This window comes from Serratia inhibens (assembly GCF_003591175.1).
Lineage (GTDB): Bacteria > Pseudomonadota > Gammaproteobacteria > Enterobacterales > Enterobacteriaceae > Serratia > Serratia inhibens.
Genome location: NZ_QYYG01000001.1, coordinates 1684774 through 1703480 on the forward strand (window position 1 = coordinate 1684774; position 18707 = coordinate 1703480).

The 18707-nt window shown below is 58.7% G+C and carries 18 protein-coding genes and 1 riboswitch; of the genes, 6 read left to right on the forward strand and 12 right to left on the reverse strand.

Going from position 1 to position 18707, the window contains the following annotated elements; genetic code table 11:
* Positions 1-50: 50 nt before the first annotated feature.
* From dusC to rhlE, 4 genes are all read right to left on the reverse strand, one after another.
* Positions 51-980, reverse strand: coding sequence for a tRNA dihydrouridine(16) synthase DusC (gene dusC / locus D4100_RS07985; RefSeq protein ID WP_037432406.1), 930 nt, complete (start codon positions 978-980; stop codon positions 51-53).
* An 81-nt stretch (positions 981-1061) separates the two neighbouring features.
* The gene (locus D4100_RS07990; RefSeq protein ID WP_119803961.1) at positions 1062-2021 is read right to left on the reverse strand and encodes a D-2-hydroxyacid dehydrogenase family protein; all 960 of its coding nucleotides are present in this window, start codon (positions 2019-2021) and stop codon (positions 1062-1064) included.
* 343 nt (positions 2022-2364) lie between these two features.
* Complete coding sequence (locus tag D4100_RS07995; RefSeq protein WP_119804124.1) at positions 2365-3369, reverse strand: IS110 family RNA-guided transposase; 1005 nt, start codon at positions 3367-3369, stop codon at positions 2365-2367.
* A 114-nt stretch (positions 3370-3483) separates the two neighbouring features.
* Positions 3484-4842, reverse strand: a complete 1359-nt coding sequence (rhlE, locus tag D4100_RS08000; protein ID WP_064798705.1) for an ATP-dependent RNA helicase RhlE — start codon at positions 4840-4842, stop codon at positions 3484-3486.
* 302 nt (positions 4843-5144) lie between these two features.
* Here rhlE and D4100_RS08005 point away from each other — a divergent pair, with 302 nt between their 5' ends.
* The 5 genes from D4100_RS08005 to D4100_RS08025 all read left to right on the forward strand — a co-directional run bounded on the left by D4100_RS08005 (position 5145) and on the right by D4100_RS08025 (position 11013).
* Complete coding sequence (locus tag D4100_RS08005) at positions 5145-5834, forward strand: transcriptional regulator (protein ID WP_065506006.1); 690 nt, start codon at positions 5145-5147, stop codon at positions 5832-5834.
* Positions 5835-5980: 146 nt separating this feature from the next.
* The gene (gene hlyD / locus D4100_RS08010) at positions 5981-6967 is read left to right on the forward strand and encodes a secretion protein HlyD (RefSeq protein ID WP_065506005.1); all 987 of its coding nucleotides are present in this window, start codon (positions 5981-5983) and stop codon (positions 6965-6967) included.
* A gap of 10 nt (positions 6968-6977) precedes the next feature.
* Positions 6978-8708 (forward strand): ATP-binding cassette domain-containing protein, encoded by a 1731-nt coding sequence (locus D4100_RS08015; protein ID WP_119803963.1) that lies wholly within the window; start codon positions 6978-6980, stop codon positions 8706-8708.
* A gap of 14 nt (positions 8709-8722) precedes the next feature.
* Positions 8723-9895, forward strand: a complete 1173-nt coding sequence (locus D4100_RS08020; protein ID WP_119804125.1) for an ABC transporter permease — start codon at positions 8723-8725, stop codon at positions 9893-9895.
* 11 nt (positions 9896-9906) lie between these two features.
* Positions 9907-11013, forward strand: coding sequence for an ABC transporter permease (locus D4100_RS08025; protein WP_065506003.1), 1107 nt, complete (start codon positions 9907-9909; stop codon positions 11011-11013).
* Positions 11014-11126: 113 nt separating this feature from the next.
* Here D4100_RS08025 and D4100_RS08030 read toward each other — a convergent pair whose 3' ends face one another.
* The 6 genes from D4100_RS08030 to moaA form a co-directional block, all read right to left on the reverse strand.
* A complete protein-coding gene (locus D4100_RS08030; RefSeq protein ID WP_013811965.1) occupies positions 11127-11837 on the reverse strand; it encodes a Bax inhibitor-1/YccA family protein in 711 nt (236 codons plus the stop codon).
* A 131-nt stretch (positions 11838-11968) separates the two neighbouring features.
* Positions 11969-12436, reverse strand: a complete 468-nt coding sequence (moaE, locus tag D4100_RS08035) for a molybdopterin synthase catalytic subunit MoaE (RefSeq protein WP_119803964.1) — start codon at positions 12434-12436, stop codon at positions 11969-11971.
* Between the two features lie 2 nt (positions 12437-12438).
* A complete protein-coding gene (gene moaD, locus D4100_RS08040; protein WP_065506001.1) occupies positions 12439-12684 on the reverse strand; it encodes a molybdopterin synthase sulfur carrier subunit in 246 nt (81 codons plus the stop codon).
* Entirely contained in the window at positions 12681-13160 is a 480-nt protein-coding gene (gene moaC / locus D4100_RS08045; protein WP_013811962.1) for a cyclic pyranopterin monophosphate synthase MoaC, read from the reverse strand. Before moaC ends, moaD begins: the two co-directional genes overlap by 4 nt.
* Before the next feature lie 5 nt (positions 13161-13165).
* Positions 13166-13678: a molybdenum cofactor biosynthesis protein B gene (gene moaB / locus D4100_RS08050; RefSeq protein ID WP_065506000.1), complete on the reverse strand. Its 513-nt coding sequence runs from the start codon at positions 13676-13678 to the stop codon at positions 13166-13168.
* A gap of 102 nt (positions 13679-13780) precedes the next feature.
* A complete protein-coding gene (gene moaA / locus D4100_RS08055; protein ID WP_119803966.1) occupies positions 13781-14767 on the reverse strand; it encodes a GTP 3',8-cyclase MoaA in 987 nt (328 codons plus the stop codon).
* Positions 14754-14897: riboswitch (molybdenum cofactor riboswitch) on the reverse strand. Its footprint overlaps the gene before it by 14 nt.
* Before the next feature lie 260 nt (positions 14898-15157).
* Here moaA and yvcK point away from each other — a divergent pair.
* The gene (gene yvcK / locus D4100_RS08060; protein ID WP_065505998.1) at positions 15158-16075 is read left to right on the forward strand and encodes a uridine diphosphate-N-acetylglucosamine-binding protein YvcK; all 918 of its coding nucleotides are present in this window, start codon (positions 15158-15160) and stop codon (positions 16073-16075) included.
* Between the two features lie 15 nt (positions 16076-16090).
* Here yvcK and D4100_RS08065 read toward each other — a convergent pair whose 3' ends face one another.
* The gene (locus D4100_RS08065) at positions 16091-16348 is read right to left on the reverse strand and encodes a VF530 family protein (protein ID WP_063202833.1); all 258 of its coding nucleotides are present in this window, start codon (positions 16346-16348) and stop codon (positions 16091-16093) included.
* A gap of 166 nt (positions 16349-16514) precedes the next feature.
* Complete coding sequence (uvrB, locus tag D4100_RS08070; protein WP_119803968.1) at positions 16515-18527, reverse strand: excinuclease ABC subunit UvrB; 2013 nt, start codon at positions 18525-18527, stop codon at positions 16515-16517.
* Positions 18528-18707: the final 180 nt, after the last annotated feature.

The window sequence follows — 18707 nt, forward strand, 5'->3', positions numbered from 1 at the left end:
AGAAAAATTAGCGCGGGTTATCACCAGGGTAACCCGCCGCTTTTCTCGCTTCAGCGGCAAATCACCCGCGCAATGTCCTTCGAGTTGGTCAGAGCGCGCACTTCGCCGAACAGCTCCGTCGCCTCGGCATACTCTTTGCGTAAATACCCCAGCCACTGCTTGATACGCGCCACATGATACAGGCCGGTGTCGCCCTGCTTTTCCAGATGAACGTATTTTTGCAGCAGCTGCACCACCTGCGGCCACGGCATGCGCGGTTCGTTGTATTTCACCACCCGGCTCAGGTTCGGCACGTTTAATGCGCCTCGCCCCAGCATCACCGCGTCACAGCCGGTAGTTTGCAGGCAGTCTTGCGCGCTTTGGTAATCCCAGATTTCGCCGTTGGCGATCACCGGAATGGTCAGCCGCTTGCGGATCTCGCCAATCGCCGCCCAGTTAATGCGCTCGGCCTTGTAGCCGTCCTCTTTGGTACGGCCATGCACCGCCAGCTCGGTGGCACCCGCCTGTTGTACCGCGTCGGCGATTTCAAAACTGCGGCTGTCGCTGTCCCACCCCAGGCGTACCTTTACCGTTACCGGCAGATGATCCGGCACCGCCGCACGCATCGCTTTGGCGCCCTGGTAAATCAGTTCCGGGTCTTTCAGCAAGGTCGCCCCGCCGCCGCTGCCGTTAACCAGCTTGGATGGGCAACCGCAGTTGAGATCGACGCCGTAAGAGCCCAGTTCGACCGCGCGGGCGGCGTTTTCCCCCAGCCACTGCGGGTGCTGGCCCAGCAGTTGGATGCGCACCAGCGTGCCGGACGGGGTGCGGCTGGCGTGATGCAGTTCGGGGCACAGGCGATAGAAAGATTTGGCCGGCAGCAGTTGATCGACCACGCGCAGAAATTCGGTGATGCACAGGTCGTAGTCGTTCACTTCGGTGAGCAGCTCGCGCACCAAAGAATCGAGAACGCCCTCCATCGGAGCCAATAATACGCGCATGATTACCCCTGCTTAAAAAGACGCGCAATGATACGGGGGAATGCCGGCATCAGACAAGCGCACGGGGGAATAAAAAGCCGCTTAGCTCAACCTGCGCAGGGGCTGCCCGGCGAGAAACGCCTCGATGTCCTCAATCGCCTCGCGGAAGTAGGTACGGTAGTTGTCATCGGCCACGTAACCCAGGTGCGGCGTCGCCAGCACGTTGGGCAGGCGGCGGAAGATATCGTCCATCGGCAAAGGCTCAACCTCGAACACGTCCAGCCCGGCGCCGGCGATCCGTTGTTGTTGCAGGGCTTCTATCAATGCCGCCTGATCGACAATCGCCGCGCGCGAGGTGTTGATCAGATAGGCGGAAGGTTTCATCGCGGCCAGTTCATCGCGCCCCACCAGCCCACGGCTGCGTTCGCTCAGCACCAAATGGACGGAGACAAAATCGCTCTGCTCGAACAGCGCCAGTTTCGACTCGGCCAGCGCAACGCCCTGTTGCCCGGCTCTTTCCGCCGTCAGGTTCTGGCTCCAGGCCAGCACCCGCATGCCGAACGCCTGCGCCACCTTGGCCATCTGGCTGCCAATCTTGCCCAGCCCCAGCAGGCCCAGCGTTTTGCCTTGCAGGGTGACGCCAAGCGCCTGTTGCCAGGGGCCGTTATTGCGCAGCCCGGTATTTTCCGCCACCGTGTGCTTTGCCAGCCCCAGCAGCAGCGCCCAGGTCAGCTCCATCGGCGCGGCCGAGCCGCTGGCGGTGCCGCAAACCACAATGCCACGTTGTTCGGCAGCGGCCAGATCGATAGAGGCATTGCGCATACCGGAGGTGATCAGCAGTTTTAACTTCGGCAAGCGGGCCAGCAGCGTGGCGGTGATCGGCGTGCGCTCGCGCATGATCACCAGCATGTCGCAGTCTTGCAGGTGCACCGCCAGCTCCGCCTCGTCGGTAAAATGCTGGCTCATGGCGAACACCTCAACCCGCCCGGCTAGCGTCGACCAGTCCGCCATGGTGAGTGCCACCTGCTGATAATCATCAAGAATTGCGCACTTCAGTTTCATCATCGGCTCCAGAGAAATTGAGTTACCCCGTCGATCCTAGTACGAAAATTCACTTCCGCCAGACATAAAAATCTATGGTCCCCACCATTTTTGCAACACTGATTTTTGATTAATGTTGGCTTGCCTAAATCTATCCGGCGTCACTATGGGCATGGATGCCCGCGCCTCGATGAGTTCCGCACCTGATAAGCCTAAAAAGCCACACGGCTTCAGAGAGCCATTTTTTATGTTAGGTTTTCATCAGGCCGATAGGTCGTTCATGTCATCAATAATCAGTCTTCGCAAAACCAGATTGGGAACTGTTTTATTAACGATTAACCTGCCAGTCAGACTGGTGTCATCGTTACCTTTCGAACACGGTCTGCCGGGTTGTGATTGCCCATGCTATCCGGGCCAGCTTGTTGGCCAGAGCACAACACACTACGCAGGAGTGTTTTCTTGCCAGTTGCGCCCTGACCCAGTCAGCCAGCTTGCCTGACTGATAATCGATTCTCTGGATAAAGACTCTGGCGCACTGGACAAGTAACCGTCGCAGATTTTTGTCTCCCCGTTTACTTATCCCTAAAAGCGTATTTTTGCCGCCCGTGCTGTACTGTCGTGGTACCAGGCCGGTTGAGGCCGCAAAATCCCGGCTACAGCCATATTGTTTACCGTCGCTCAGTTGCGATGATAAAACGCTGGCAGTTATCGGCCCAACACCGGGTATTGTCTGAAGACGTTGTCCTGTTTCATCGCGACTCAGCTCTTGTTCCAGTGCCGTTTCAAGCTCGGTAATCTGTTCGACAAGGTAAAGATAATGAGCGTGTAAACGCATCAGCAACTGTGCCAGATAGGGAGGAAGTTCATTCTCTGCAAGGACTGTTGAGAGCCGTTTTATCACTGCGGCTCCGATCGGCATACTGATGCCAAATTCCAGCAAAAAAGCATGCATCTGATTAGTCGTTTTGACTTTATCTCTGACCAGCGATTCCCTGACCCGGTGAAGTGCCCGCATGGCCTGTTGAGCTTCGGTTCGTGGTTGTACAAATCGCATGGAGGGACGGGATGCCGCCTCGCATATGGCTTCTGCATCGACAAAATCGTTCTTGTTGCTCTTAACAAAAGGGCGAACGAATTGCGGAGAAATCAATTTTGCTTCATGGCCTAAATCAGCGATCCGGCGAGCCATAAAATGGGCACCGGCGCAGGCTTCCATTACAACGGTAGCTGATGTACATCCAGCCAGAAATTCAATGAGTTTGGTACGGGTAAGCTTTTTGCGCAGTAATGCTTTGCCTGATTTATCCTGGCAATGAATGTGAAAAGAATGTTTGCCGAGATCGATACCAATAAGCGTGACGTTTTGCATGATGGTCTTCTCCATAAAGAAACACCCTGTCAGCGTACCGCTCACAGGGTGGTGGGGACCATCTCATTAGCCACCTATAAAGGTGGCCTGATAGCGTCTTGCAACAGCGCGATATTATTCGCCCGGTTTGCGGCTGCGCGGACGACGTGCCGGCGCGCCTGAACGCGGTTTGCCATCGCCCTGAGGACGGGCACTGCCGCCGCCACGGTTTTCACGTTGGCCGCTATGGCCGCCGCCGTTACCGCTGCGCTGGCCGCCACCGGAGCGTTGACCGCCGCCGTTGCCGCGCCCGCCACCCTGACGGCCGTTGATGATCGGCTCCGCCTTGATGCTTGGGTCCGGCTCGTAGCCTGGTAGGGCAATACGCGGGATTTCACGCTTCAGCAGGCGCTCGATGTCGCGCAGCAGTTTGTGTTCATCCACGCAGACCAACGAGATAGCCTCACCGGTACGCTCTGCACGGCCGGTACGGCCGATGCGGTGCACGTAATCTTCCGGCACGTTAGGCAGCTCGTAGTTCACCACGTGCGGCAGTTGGTCGATATCCAGACCGCGCGCCGCGATGTCGGTTGCCACCAGCACGCGAATTTTGCCGTCTTTAAAATCGGCCAATGCACGGGTACGCGCGCCCTGGCTTTTATTGCCGTGGATCGCCGCGGCGGTGATGCCGTCTTTGTTCAGCTGCTCGGCCAGGTGGTTGGCGCCGTGCTTGGTGCGGTTGAACACCAATACTTGCTTCCAGTCGCCTTCGCCGATCATCTGCGACAGCAGTTCCCGCTTACGCTTCTTGTCGACGAAGTGCACGCTTTGTTCGATCTGCTCGGACGCGGTATTGCGGCGCGCCACTTCCACCGATGCCGGGTTGTGCAGCAGCTTGTTCGCCAACGCTTTGATGTCGTCGGAGAAAGTCGCTGAGAACAGCAGGTTCTGACGCTTGGCAGGCAGCTTGGCCAGCACGCGGCGGATATCATGGATAAAGCCCATATCCAGCATGCGGTCAGCTTCGTCCAGCACCAGAATTTCAATTTTGGACAGATCAACCGCGTTCTGGTGTTCCAGATCCAGCAGGCGACCCGGTGTTGCCACCAGAATGTCGACGCCGCCGCGCAGTTTCATCATCTGCGGGTTGATGCTCACGCCGCCAAACACCACCAGCGAACGCAGGCGCAGGTGTTTGCTGTAAGCTTCGACGTTTTCGCCGATCTGCGCCGCCAGTTCACGGGTTGGCGTCAGGATCAGCGCACGTACCGGGCGACGGCCTTTGATCGGATGATCATGCTTACTCAGCAGCTGCAACAGCGGCAGGGTAAAGCCAGCGGTTTTACCGGTACCGGTCTGTGCGCTGGCCATCAGGTCACGACCTTCCAATACAACAGGGATAGCCTGGCGCTGAATTGGCGTAGGTTCGCGATAGCCCTGTTCTTCAACAGCGCGCAGAATTTCAGCACTTAAGCCGAGAGTTTCAAATGACATAGTAGAGAAAAGCTCCAGATCCCCCCTAACCTAAACAATGTTCGGTGCAGTTTCCTGGGAGGATGATCAGACGGGGCATTAAGCATGACCACGAGGGATTTGGCACAAACTGCAGTGCACCAGCGCGGGAGTGTAGCAGAAGTCGCACAAGAAAACGCAATTTTACTGACTGAGAGCACAATATGCCGGAAATTCAGTACATGCTGAAAGTAACCTTAATTTAAAAATGGTTTATGATTGCATTTCACTCAATCTGGCATAAAGTTAATCATATGATTGATTAACTTTTGCGAGCACTCTCTATGTCAGGTAATCAAACTGCCGGCCGGGCACGCGGCGAACAGGCGCGCCAGCAGCTGATCGCCGCCGCCATCGAGATGTTCGGCGAATACGGCATTCAGGGCGCGACCACCCGCGATATCGCCCAGCGCGCCGGGCAGAACATCGCCGCCATTACCTACTACTTCAATTCCAAAGAAGGCCTCTATCTGGCCGTTGCGCAGTGGATCGCCGATTTTATCCAGCAGGCGTTCCGCCCGTTGGCCGAGGAGATTGACCGCTTCTGGCAACGGCCTGCCGCCGAGCGCCGGCCGGAACAGTATCTCGCTTACCTGAAAAGCGGGCTGCTGGCGTTCAGCGAACTGATGACCCAACCGCACACGCTGAACCTGAGCAAAATCATGTCGCGCGAGCAGCTCTCGCCTACCGATGCTTATCCGCTGATCCACCAGCAGGTGATAGCGCCGCTGCATAGCAAACTGTGCCGCCTGTTGGCGGCCTATACCGGCATCGACGAGCGCTCGACCAAAATCGTGCTGCACACCCACGCGCTGCTCGGCGAGGTGCTGTCGTTTCGCATCGCGCGGGAAACCGTGCGCCGGCAAGCGGGCTGGCAGCAGATCGGTGCGGCCGAAGCGGCACAGATCAGCGAGGTGCTGACGGAACACATAGATCTTCTGGTTAATGGGCTGCGCCAGCGTTATGGCGCGTAAACCCTGCGTATTTCAAGCTACGGCGTTGTTGACTGCGTGCACTCCCCCCAGTCACTTACTTGAGTAAGCTCCTGGGGACTCACGCACTTGTCGCCTGGCCGTAACGTGAAATTCATTGGGTTTAATCTTTATAGGCAGGGAGTGTTATGAACAAGAAACGCAGTGCCATTATTGTGGCGGTTATCGTGCTGATCGCCGCCGCCGGTTATGGCTTTTGGTATTACCAACAGCAGCAAGACCAGCCGCTGACGCTGTACGGCAACGTCGATATCCGCACGGTGAATCTCGGTTTCCGCGTCGACGGGCGACTGGCGTCGCTGACCGTCGACGAAGGCGACCCGCTCCAACCGGGGCAACTGCTCGGCAAGCTGGACGACGCGCCCTACATTAACGCGCTGCAACAGGCGCAGGCCAACGTCGCCAGCGCCAAGGCCAAGCTGGCGCTGCTGATGGCCGGTTACCGCGCCGAAGAGATTGCCCAGGTGCGTTCGGAAGTGGCGCAACGCCTTTCCGCCTTTAGCTATGCCGACAGCTTCCTCAAACGTCAGCAGGGGCTATGGGCGAAAAACGCCACCTCCGCCGATGCGCTGGAAGATGCCCGCACCTCGCGCAATCAGGCGCAGGCCAACCTGCAAGCCTCGAAAGACAAGCTGTCGCAATACCTCAGCGGCAACCGCCCGCAGGAGATAGAAGAAGCCAAAGCCAATCTGGCGCAAAATGAAGCCGCGCTGGCGCAGGCACAGCTGAATTTGCACGATACCACCCTGGTTTCCCCTTCGGCCGGCACGGTGCTGACGCGCGCAATCGAGCCCGGCACCATGCTCAGCGCCGGCAGTACGGTATTCACGCTTTCGCTGACCCGCCCGGTGTGGGTGCGCGCCTATGTGAACGAATCCAGCCTGGGTAAAGCGGTGTCGGGCGCCGAACTGGAAATTTATACCGATGGCCGGCCGAACAAGCCTTATCACGGCAAAATCGGCTTTGTGTCGCCGACCGCCGAATTTACGCCGAAAAGCGTCGAAACCCCGGATCTGCGCACCGATTTGGTGTACCGCCTGCGGGTGATCGTCACCGACGCCGATGACGCGTTGCGCCAGGGCATGCCGGTCACCGTTCGTTTTGCCAAACCTTGAGAGGGCGGTAATGGAACAGGTCATTGAGCTGGAGGCGTTGGAAAAACGTTTCCCGTCGTTGGCAAAACCCGCGGTCGCCAGCCTGACCACCCGCCTGACCAGTGGCGCGGTCACCGGGCTGGTTGGCCCGGACGGCGCAGGTAAAACCACCCTGCTGCGCATGCTGGCCGGGTTGCTGAAACCCAGCAGCGGTACGCTGCGCGTCGCCGGGTTGGATCCGATCGCGCAAGATCGTCAACTGCACGCCATCCTCGGCTACATGCCGCAAAAGTTCGGGCTGTATGAAGATCTGACGGTCATGGAAAACCTGACGCTGTACGCCGATCTGCGCGGCGTCACCGGCGATCTGCGTAAACAGACTTTCGAGCGGCTGCTGACCTTCACCGATCTCACCCGCTTCACCACCCGCCTCGCAGGCAAGCTTTCCGGCGGCATGAAGCAAAAACTCGGGCTGGCCTGCACGCTGGTGGGCCAACCGCAGGTGCTGCTGCTGGATGAGCCGGGAGTGGGCGTCGATCCGATCTCGCGCCGCGAACTGTGGCGCATGGTGCATGAGCTGGCCAACGACGGCATGCTGATCCTGTGGAGCACCTCCTATCTTGACGAGGCCGAGCAGTGTCGCGAAGTGCTGTTGCTCAATGAAGGGGAATTGCTGTTCAGCGGCGCGCCTAAAGATCTGACCCAGCGCATGGCCGGGCGCACGGTGCTGATTACGCCCCCCGCCGGCAGCCACCGCGCCCTGCTGCAACGGGCGATCTGCCTGCCTTCGGTTACCGACGGGGTGATCCAGGGCAAATACCTGCGGCTGATCCTCAAGCAGGGCGAAGATCACCGCCAGGTACTGCAGGCGCTGGATCTGCCGGATGCGGAAATGACGGAAGCGGATCCGCGCTTCGAGGATGCGTTTATCGATCTGCTCGGCGGCGGACCAAACAGTAAATCGGCGCTGGCGGAGATCATGCCGACCGTCGAAGGTGAAAGCACGCAAACGGTGATTGAAGCTCAGGGGCTGACCAAGAAGTTCGGCGATTTCGCCGCCACCGACCATGTGGACTTCAAGGTGCAGCGCGGCGAGATTTTCGGCCTGCTCGGCCCGAACGGCGCCGGCAAATCCACCACCTTCAAAATGATGTGCGGGCTGCTGGTACCGACCGAAGGCAAGGCGCTGGTGCTGGATATGGACTTAAAAACCAGCTCCGGCAAGGCGCGCCAACACCTGGGCTATATGGCGCAGAAATTCTCGCTGTACGGCAACCTGACGGTGGCGCAGAACCTGAAGTTTTTCTCCGGCGTCTACGGCCTGAGCGGCAAAGCGCAGCGCGACAAAATCAACGAGATGTCGACCGCCTTCAACTTTGGGCCGATCCTCAGCCAAACGCCGGATTCGCTGCCGCTCGGCTTCAAGCAACGGCTGGCCCTGGCCTGCGCACTGATGCACGAACCGGACATTCTGTTCCTCGACGAACCGACCTCGGGCGTCGATCCCCTGACCCGCCGCGAGTTCTGGTTGCACATCAACGGCATGGTCGACAAAGGCGTGACGGTGATGGTCACGACCCACTTTATGGACGAGGCGGAATACTGCGATCGCATCGGGCTGGTGTATCGCGGCAAGATCATCGCCGCCGGCACGCCGGACGATCTCAAACAACAGGTCGCCAGCGACGACAACCCCAACCCTTCAATGGAGCAGGCGTTTATCGATCTGGTGCAGGGTTACGATCGGGAGGAGCAGCCGTGAGCGAGAAAGCAGCCGTGAGCGAAGACATAGCCGTGAACGAGAAAACAACCTCCGCCGACGCCAGCAGTTTCTCCTGGCGGCGGCTGCGTGCGCTGTGTCTGAAAGAGACGCGGCAGATCCTGCGCGATCCCAGCAGTGGGCTGATTGCCTTTGTGATCCCTTTGATGCTGCTGTTTATCTTCGGCTACGGCATCAACCTGGACTCCAGCAAGCTGCGGCTGGGTATTTTAATGGAGCAACAGAGCGAAGACGCCCGCGATCTGGCCCACGCTTTTGCCGGTTCGCCCTACATTGAACCGACCATCAGCGACAACCGCCAACAGTTGATCCAGCTGATGCAGGCCGGGCAGATCCGCGGGCTGGTGGTGATCCCCAATGACTTTGCCCAACATATGGCGCGGCCGCACGATAGCGCGCCAATCCAGGTAATCACCGACGGCAGCGAGCCGAATACCGCCAACTTTGTCCAGGGCTATACCCAGGGAGTGTGGCAAATCTGGCAGCAGCAGCGCGCCACCGATCGCGGGCGCGAGGACAAGCCGCTGATTGACGTGCAGATGCGTTACTGGTTTAACCCGGCGGCCATCAGCCGGCATTACATCATTCCCGGTGCCATCACCATTATCATGACGGTGATTGGCGCGATCCTCACCTCGCTGGTGATCGCCCGCGAGTGGGAACGCGGCACCATGGAGGCGCTGCTCTCCACCCAGGTGACGCGCAGCGAACTGTTGCTTTCCAAACTGGTGCCCTACTACTTCCTCGGCATGATCGCCATGGTGCTGTGCATGGTGGTGTCGGTATTCGTGCTCGGCGTGCCCTACCGCGGTTCGCTGCTGATTTTGTTCGTGATCAGCAGCCTGTTCCTCGCCAGTACGCTCGGTATGGGGCTGCTGATTTCCACCATCACCCGCAATCAGTTCAACGCGGCGATGGTGGCGCTGAACGCCGCCTTTCTGCCTTCGATTATGCTGTCCGGCTTTATCTTCCAAATCGACAGCATGCCGGCGATCGTGCGCGCCGTAACCTATATCATTCCGGCACGCTACTTCGTCAGCACGTTGCAGACGCTGTTTTTGGCGGGCAACGTCGGCACGGTGCTGATGATTAACCTGCTGTTCCTGATCGCCTCGGCGGTAGTGTTTATCGGCCTGACGGCCTGGAAAACCCAGCGGCGGCTGGATTAAGGAGCCAGATGATGTTTCACCGTCTTTGGACGTTAATCATTAAGGAAATGCAATCGTTGCTGCGCGATCCGCAGACCCGCGCGATCCTGATTTTACCGGTTATTCTGCAGGTGCTGCTGTTCCCGTTCGCCGCCACGCTGGAGGTGACCAACGCCACCATCGCGGTGTACAGCGAAGACAACGGCCATGCTTCGGTGGAGCTGACCCAGCGCTTCGCCAAGGCGAAAGCCTTTTCGCACGTATTGCTGCTGCGCAACCCGCAAGAGATACAAGCCACCCTCGACAACCAGCGGGCGCTGCTGCTGATCCGCTTCCCGGCGCAGTTTTCGCGCGATATCGCCAGCGGTACTACCGCCCCGCTGCAATTGCTGCTCGACGGGCGCAATTCCAACAGCGCGCAGATCGCCGCCAACTATGTGCAGCAGATTGTGCAGGATTATCAAAACGAGCTGATCGGCAACCGAGCCAAGCCCAACAACAGCGAGCTGGTGGTGCGTAACTGGTATAACCCGAATCTGGATTACAAATGGTTCGTGGTGCCTTCGCTGATCGCCATGATCACCACCATCGGCGTGCTGATTGTCACTTCGCTGTCGGTGGCGCGCGAGCGCGAACAGGGCACGCTGGAGCAGTTGCTGGTGTCGCCGCTGACCACCTGGCAGATTTTTATCGGCAAAGCGGTACCGGCGCTGATCGTCGCCACCTTCCAGGCCAGCATCGTGCTGCTGATTGGCATCTTTATGTACCAGATCCCGTTCGCCGGCTCGCTGCTGCTGTTCTACGGCACCATGCTGGTTTACGGGCTGTCGTTGGTGGGGTTCGGCCTGCTGATTTCGTCGCTGTGCGCCACGCAGCAGCAGGCGTTTATCGGCGTGTTCGTGTTTATGATGCCGGCGATCCTGCTTTCCGGTTATGTCTCGCCGGTGGAGAACATGCCGGTGTGGCTACAGGATCTTACCTGGGTCAACCCGATTCGCCACTTTACCGACATCACCAAACAGATCTATTTGAAGGACGCCAGCTTCGGCATTATCTGGCACAGCCTGTGGCCGCTGCTGGTGATCACCGCCACCACCGGCAGCGCCGCCTACGCCATGTTCCGCCGCAAAATGGCATAAAAAAAGACTCTGCGATAGGGATCGCAGAGTCTTTCTACTCGCTGTAAATCCTATGGATTTCATGCTGCGGCTAGGCGCCTTGCAACAACGCCGCAGCTTGAAAGACGACGGATTTAGCGACGGTTGCCGAAAATACGCAACAACATCAGGAACAGGTTGATGAAATCAAGATACAGCGTCAGCGCGCCGACGATGGCGTATTTGCGGAAGCTGTCTTTGTCATCGGCGTTCAATTGTTCGCCCATCGCCTTCAGTTTCTGGGTGTCGTACGCCGTCAGGCCAACGAACACCACCACTCCGATATAGGTAATCGCCCACATCAGCGCGGTGCTTTTCAACCAGATGTTCACCAGCGAAGCCAGCACGATGCCGATCAGCGCCATAAACAGCATGCTGCCGAAACCGCTCAAATCACGCTTGGTGGTGTAGCCGTACAGGCTCATCGCGCCGAACATGCCGGCGGTCACCACAAAGGTGCTGGCGATCGAGCTGTAGGTATAAGCGATGAAAATGCTCGACAGCGTCAGCCCGGTCAGCGCCGAATAAAGCATAAACAGTGACGTAGCCACAGTGCCGCTGAGGCGGTTGACCATACCGGAAATCACGAACACCAGCGCCAACTGAGCGATAATCAGGCCGAAGAAGGTGATCTGGCTGGAGAAGATAAAGTTGAGGATCGCGGGCGTGTTGGCCGCGTACCAGGAAACGAACGCCGTCAACAGCAGGCCACAGGTCATCCAGCCATAAACCTGCGCCATATAAGCCTGAATGCCGCTGTTGGCACGTTCAACGATTGAACCATTAGAGCGTGGATATCGGTCCATGACGGTTACCTTTTGCGTATTGAACAAGATTTCGAAACCCTGTTATGTCAGGTTTCACCTGCTATAAGCCTACCACAGAAAGCCTAGCCTGAAAGTTGCAAAGGTATTGATATATTTCTGCGGTTTACCCTTTATTTATTCGCATTATGCCAACGTTCCGCCGCCTGACGATCGCTGTCGCGCGCGTCGACCCAGCGGTCGCCCTGCCCGGTCGCTTCGCGCTTCCAGAACGGCGCTCGGGTTTTCAGATAGTCCATGATGAACTCGGTGGCGGCGAATGCCATGCTGCGGTGCGCGCTGGTCACGCCGACGAACACAATCTCCTCGCCGGGAAACAGCTCGCCCACACGATGGATCACCGTAGCGCGCTGCAACGGCCAGCGGCTGCGCGCCTCCTCCACGATCTCCGCCAGCGCTTTTTCGGTCATGCCCGGGTAGTGCTCCAGCGTCAACGCGCTGACGTCGTCGCCCAGATTATGGTTGCGCACCTTGCCGGTGAAGGTCACGACGGCGCCGTCGTCATCGCACTGCGCCAGCCACTGATACTCATCGCCGACGCTGAAGGGCGCTGCGCCGACGCGGATACGGGTGTTTTCCACTGTTAACCTCCGGTTACCGGCGGAAAGAAAGCGACTTCATCGCCGGCGCGCAGCGGGTGCTCTGCCGCCACCAGCGACTGATTGACCGCCGTCAACAGCTTGCCGGATTCCAGCGCCAACGCCCAACGTTCGCCGCGTGCGCAAAGCGCCTTGCGCAGCGCCTCTACCGTGGGATAGTCCGCCGGCATCGACAAGTCGCCAGTGCCCACCAGTTCGCGCACTTGCGCAAAAAACAGAATGTTAATCATAGATCCACCTTGAAATCACCGGACTTGCCGCCGCTTTTCGCCAGCAGCCGCACCGGGCCAATCACCATGTCTTTCTGCACCGCTTTGCACATGTCGTAAATGGTCAACGCGGCTACCGAGGCAGCGGTCAGCGCCTCCATTTCGACGCCGGTCTTGCCGGTCAGCCGGCAGCAGGTTTCAATGCGCACCCTGCTGTGTTCCGGTTGCGCCTCCAGTTGCACTTCAACCTTGCTCAGCATCAGCGGGTGGCACAGCGGGATTAGCTCCCAGGTGCGTTTCGCCGCCTGAATGCCGGCGATGCGCGCCGTAGCGAAGACGTCGCCCTTGTGGTGGCTGCCGTCGATAATCATCGCCAGCGTGGCGGGCAGCATCTCGACAAAGGCCTCGGCACGGGCTTCGCGCACCGTCTCTGCCTTGGCGGACACGTCGACCATATGGGCTTCGCCCGCGGCGTTAATATGGGTTAACTGCGTCATGGCTCTTATTTCTTCAGATGTGGCTGGAAGTTGCACGGGCGGTGGCGCGCGTCCAACTGCTCTTCAATGATGCGCTCCCAGGCGGTGCGGCAGGCACGGGTCGAACCCGGCATGGCGAAAATCACCGTCTGGTTGGCGATGCCGGCCAACGCACGCGACTGGATAGTGGCGGTGCCGATTTCTTCGTAGGACACCATGCGGAACAGCTCGCCAAACCCTTCGACCTCGCGGTCAAACAGCGGCAGCAGCGCTTCCGGGGTATTGTCGCGGGTGGTAAAACCGGTGCCGCCGGTGATCAACACCGCCTGTACGCCTTCATCGGCAATCCACGCGGAAACCCGCGCACGGATCAGGTATTTATCGTCTTTGACGATGGCGCGATCCACCACCCGATGGCCCGCCTCCAGCGCCGCTTCCTGCAGGTATTGGCCTGAGGTATCTTCAGCTTCGCCCCGGCTGTCCGAGACGGTCAGAATGGCGATGTGCGCCGGAATGAATTCACTGCTGGCATGGCTCATTGTTAACGATGCTCCTCTTCGTTGAATACCCAGTAAACTACCTGCCGTTATCAGGGGCGGCCGCAGGCAACCGACAACGCTGCGGTTTGAAACACGCAGCGGTCAGCCGCCGATAAACGACAGGTTCTGGGTAATGCCACTGTTGTTCTGATGCAGGAAATGGGTCTGCTTTTTGCTCAGCAGCCCGCCCTGGATGCGTTGCTTCAATTCCTCGAGCTGACCGTCATCCGCCAGCAGATCGCGCAGCGTGATGCCTTGCTCGCCGAACAGGCACAGGTGCAGGTTGCCGATGGCGGAGACCCGCAGCCGGTTGCAACTGGCGCAGAAGTCTTTTTCGTACGGCATGATCAAGCCCACTTCGCCCTGGTAATCCGGGTGGCTGAACACCTGCGCCGGGCCGTCGCTGCGGCCGCGCGGTTGCCGTTGCCAGCCCTGCTGCTCCAGTTGCAAACGAATCACTTCGCCGGACAGGTGATGCCGGCGGAACAGCTCGCCGCCTTCGCCGGTTTCCATCAGTTCGATAAAACGCAGTTGGATCGGGCGGTCTTTGATCCAGTGCAGAAAGGCGCTCAGTTGCTGATGATTGACGTCACGCATCAGCACCGCATTGACCTTGACCTTGCTGAACCCGGCGGCAAACGCGGCATCGATGCCGTCCATCACCTGGCGGAACTTGTCCTGGCCGGTAATGGCGTGAAACTGACGGGCATCCAGGCTGTCGACGCTGACGTTAATCGCCGTCAGGCCGGCGTCGCGCCACTGGGCAACGTCGCGCGCCAGGCGGTAGCCGTTGGTGGTGACCGCCAGCGTTCGGATGGCCGGGTTTTCACGCACGGCGGCAATGATCTCGGTAAAATCGCGGCGCAGCGAAGGTTCACCGCCGGTAAGGCGGACCTTTTCGGTGCCCAGTTCGGCAAATGCGCGGCTGACACGCCGGATCTCATCCAGCGACAGGAAGGTTTTCGGGCTGCCGTTAGGCTGGTAGCCGTCAGGCAAGCAGTAGGTGCAACGAAAGTTACACACGTCGGTGATCGACAGGCGCAGGTAATAGAACTTGCGCTCATAAGCATCAATGAGTTGCGGCACCATAACACCTTTCCAAAGTCGGGAGATGCGAGCGTTTCCGCTCTGCACCCTGGTGGCTGACTTCGCCACGGCCCAAGCGCCATATTGTTCGCAGGAACAACGTAGGCCCAGAGGCTAGGAGTTTTGGTCTCAGTTCCCGCTGTTTGAAAGCCGGAACGAAACCGTGGTTTTCACCAGAATACTAGCGCTAAATAAACGCGATAGCCAACTCGCAATTTCGCTATATAATTGTCTATACAGCGATTTTACGTGGCTGCAAATCTGGTTAACCATGATAAACGCCCCTTGCGCAGGCGAATTGACCAGAATCACGCAAATGACACTCTTTTTCGCGTTTTTACGCCAAATCCGCTACTTTATGCGGGCAGTTTCAGCCCCTTTGTAAGGAAATTTATGCGTAATCGTACCCTGGCCGATCTCGATCGGGTGGTGGCATTAGGTGGCGGCCACGGTCTTGGCCGCGTGATGTCTTCCCTGTCGTCTTTAGGCTCCCGTTTAACCGGCATTGTTACCACCACCGATAATGGCGGTTCTACCGGTCGCATCCGCCGCTCGGAAGGCGGCATTGCCTGGGGCGATACCCGCAACTGTCTCAATCAACTGATCACCGAACCGAGCGTCGCCTCCGCGATGTTCGAATACCGCTTCAGCGGCAACGGCGAGCTGTCGGGGCATAATCTCGGCAACCTGATGTTGAAAGCCCTGGATCACCTCAGCGTGCGCCCGCTGGAGGCGATCAATCTGGTACGCAGCCTGCTGAAAGTGGACGCGGCGCTGATCCCGATGTCCGAGCAGCCGGTGGATCTGATGGCGCACGATCACGAAGGCCATCAGGTTTACGGTGAGGTGAACATCGACCAGCTTACCCATATGCCGCAGGAACTGATGCTGTCGCCACACGTCCACGCCACGCGTGAGGCGCTGGATGCCATCGCGCAGGCCGACGTGATCCTGATTGGGCCGGGCAGTTTTCTCACCAGCCTGATGCCGCTGTTATTGCTGGACGATCTCACCCAGGCTCTGCGTCGCAGCAGCGCCAATATGATCTACATCGGCAATCTGGGGCGAGAACTGAGCGTCGCGGCGGCGGCATTGACGCTGAAAGACAAGCTGGAGCTGATGGAAGAACGGATTGGCCGCAAGATGATTGATGCGCTGATTGTCGGCCCGGCGGTGGATACCGGCGCGGTGCTCGATCGGGTAGTGATTCAGCAACCGCTGGAAGCGGCCGATATTCCTTACCGCCACGATCGTCAACTGCTGCGCCAGGCGCTGGATCAGGCGCTGATAGAATTGGGTACCCGCGCCTGAGTTAATCGCGGGCGGTTAATCGCGCCCGCGCAGCCACGGGTTGTCGCTGGCGGCGCTGTTGACCATATCGATATAGAGATCTTCCACCTGCTTGCGCGCCCAGGGCGTGCGGCGCAAAAACTTCAGGCTGGACTTGATGCTGGGATCGCTGCTGAAACAGTTGATGCGAATGCGTTCGGCCAGCCCTGACCAGCCATAGCTCTCCACCAGCTTAGTTAAAAGTTGTTCCAGAGTGACGCCGTGCAACGGGTCTTTGGACTGGTGTTCGGTCATGGTCTTTGGCTCGCGTTAGTCAATTGGCCGCACACCATAATCAGCTTTGGCACAGGCGACAAGAAATTTATCCCCTTCGTCTTTCAAACTGCAGCGTTCAAATCACCGTGGGGGCGAAGAAATTCGCCCCGATGGATCCGGACACCGAATACGGTGCCCCTTCGGTTCACGAAATGGCGATAAACTGCTCGCGCAACTGGTGGATTTCGTCACGCAAACCGGCGGCCAGCTCGAACTCCAGATTCTGCGCGTGAGTATACATCTGCGCTTCCAGCTCGCGGATTTTCTGATCCAGGGCTTTTGGCGTCAGATGCTGATACTGGGCGGCACTTTCTGCGGCCTTGCCCTTCCCTCGGCCCTTGCTGCGGTTGCCCGGTTGGCCCAGTTGCAGGATATCGGACACTTTCTTGTTCAGGCCTTTAGGCACGATGCCGTTTTCTTCGTTGAACGCCTGCTGCTTGGCGCGGCGGCGTTCGGTCTCACCAATCGCTCTGGCCATCGAGTCGGTAATTCTGTCGCCGTAGAGGATCGCCTTGCCGTTGAGGTTACGCGCCGCACGGCCGATGGTTTGGATCAGGGAGCGTTCGGAACGCAGGAAGCCTTCCTTGTCTGCGTCCAGAATCGCCACCAGCGACACCTCAGGCATGTCCAGCCCCTCACGCAACAGGTTGATGCCCACCAGCACGTCAAACTCGCCCAGGCGCAGGTCACGAATGATTTCGACGCGTTCCACGGTATCGATGTCCGAGTGCAGATAGCGCACGCGCTCGCCGTGCTCTTCCAGATATTCGGTCAGATCTTCCGCCATGCGCTTGGTCAGGGTAGTGACCAACACGCGTTCCTTGACCGCCACCCGCTTGCGGATCTCGGAAAGCAGGTCATCCACCTGGGTGGTGACCGGCCGCACTTCCACTATCGGATCCAGCAGCCCGGTAGGCCGCACGACCTGATCGATAATATCGTCGCCGGATTTCTCCAGCTCATATTTGCCCGGCGTGGCGGACACGTAGATGGTCTGCGGCGCCAGCGCTTCGAACTCTTCAAAACGCATCGGGCGGTTATCCAGCGCCGACGGCAGGCGGAAGCCGTATTCCACCAGCGTTTCCTTGCGCGAACGGTCACCTTTGTACATGCCGCCGATTTGCGGAATGGTAACGTGCGATTCATCGACCACCAGCAGGCCATCCGCCGGCAGATAGTCAAACAGCGTCGGTGGCGGCTCACCCTCGCTGCGGCCGGACAAATAGCGTGAATAGTTTTCAATACCGGAGCAGTAGCCCAGCTCGTTCATCATCTCCAGATCAAACTGGGTGCGCTGCGTCAGACGCTGTTCTTCCAACAGCTTGTTGTTGGCCAGCAGCACCTTGCGCCGCTCGGCCAGATCCACCTTGATCTCTTCCATCGCCTGCAGGATCCGCTCGCGCGGCGTCACGTAGTGCGACTTCGGGTAAATGGTGAAACGCTGTACCACCTGCTCGATCTGGCCGGTCAGCGGATCGAACAGCGAAAGCCGTTCGACTTCTTCATCAAACAGCTCGATGCGCAGCGCCAGCTCGTCCGACTCTGCCGGGAAGATGTCGATCACCTCGCCGCGCACGCGGAAGGTGGCGCGCTGGAAAGCCTGATCGTTGCGGGAATATTGCAGCTCCGTCAAACGCCGCAGGATCGAGCGTTGATCGATGATCATGCCCTTGGTCAGGTGCAGCATCATCTTCAGATACAGCTCCGGATCGCCCAGGCCATAGATTGCCGACACCGATGCCACCACCACTACGTCGCGGCGTTCCAGCAGCGCCTTGGTGGCTGAAAGGCGCATTTGTTCGATGTGCTCGTTCACCGCGGAGTCTTTTTCAATAAAGGTGTCGGAGCTGGGGACATAGGCTTCCGGCTGGTAGTAGTCGTAGTACGAGACAAAATACTCAACCGCATTCTCGGGGAAGAACTCTTTCATCTCGCCATACAGCTGCGCCGCCAGCGTCTTGTTTGGCGCCAGCACCATGGTCGGCCGGTTTAGATCGGCGATGACGTTGGCGACGGTAAATGTCTTGCCCGAACCGGTAACGCCCAGCAGCGTTTGATGCGCCAGACCGTCTTCCAGGCCCTCTTCCAGCTTGCGAATGGCTTCCGGCTGATCGCCGGCCGGTTTGAAATCGGAACGCAGTTTGAAAATTTTACTCATTGACTCGGCTACCCTGTGGAGATGCGCGCGCTCAGGCGGCCATGGAGCGGATGCTCGACGAATGGCCCCTAATTATGGAAAGCCCCGGCGATTTTCGCCAGTGCCTATGATACTGGATATAAAACCAGCTTCAAGCGATTCGTTGCTCAAGATGACGCATCCCGCTATTGACCCCGCTGC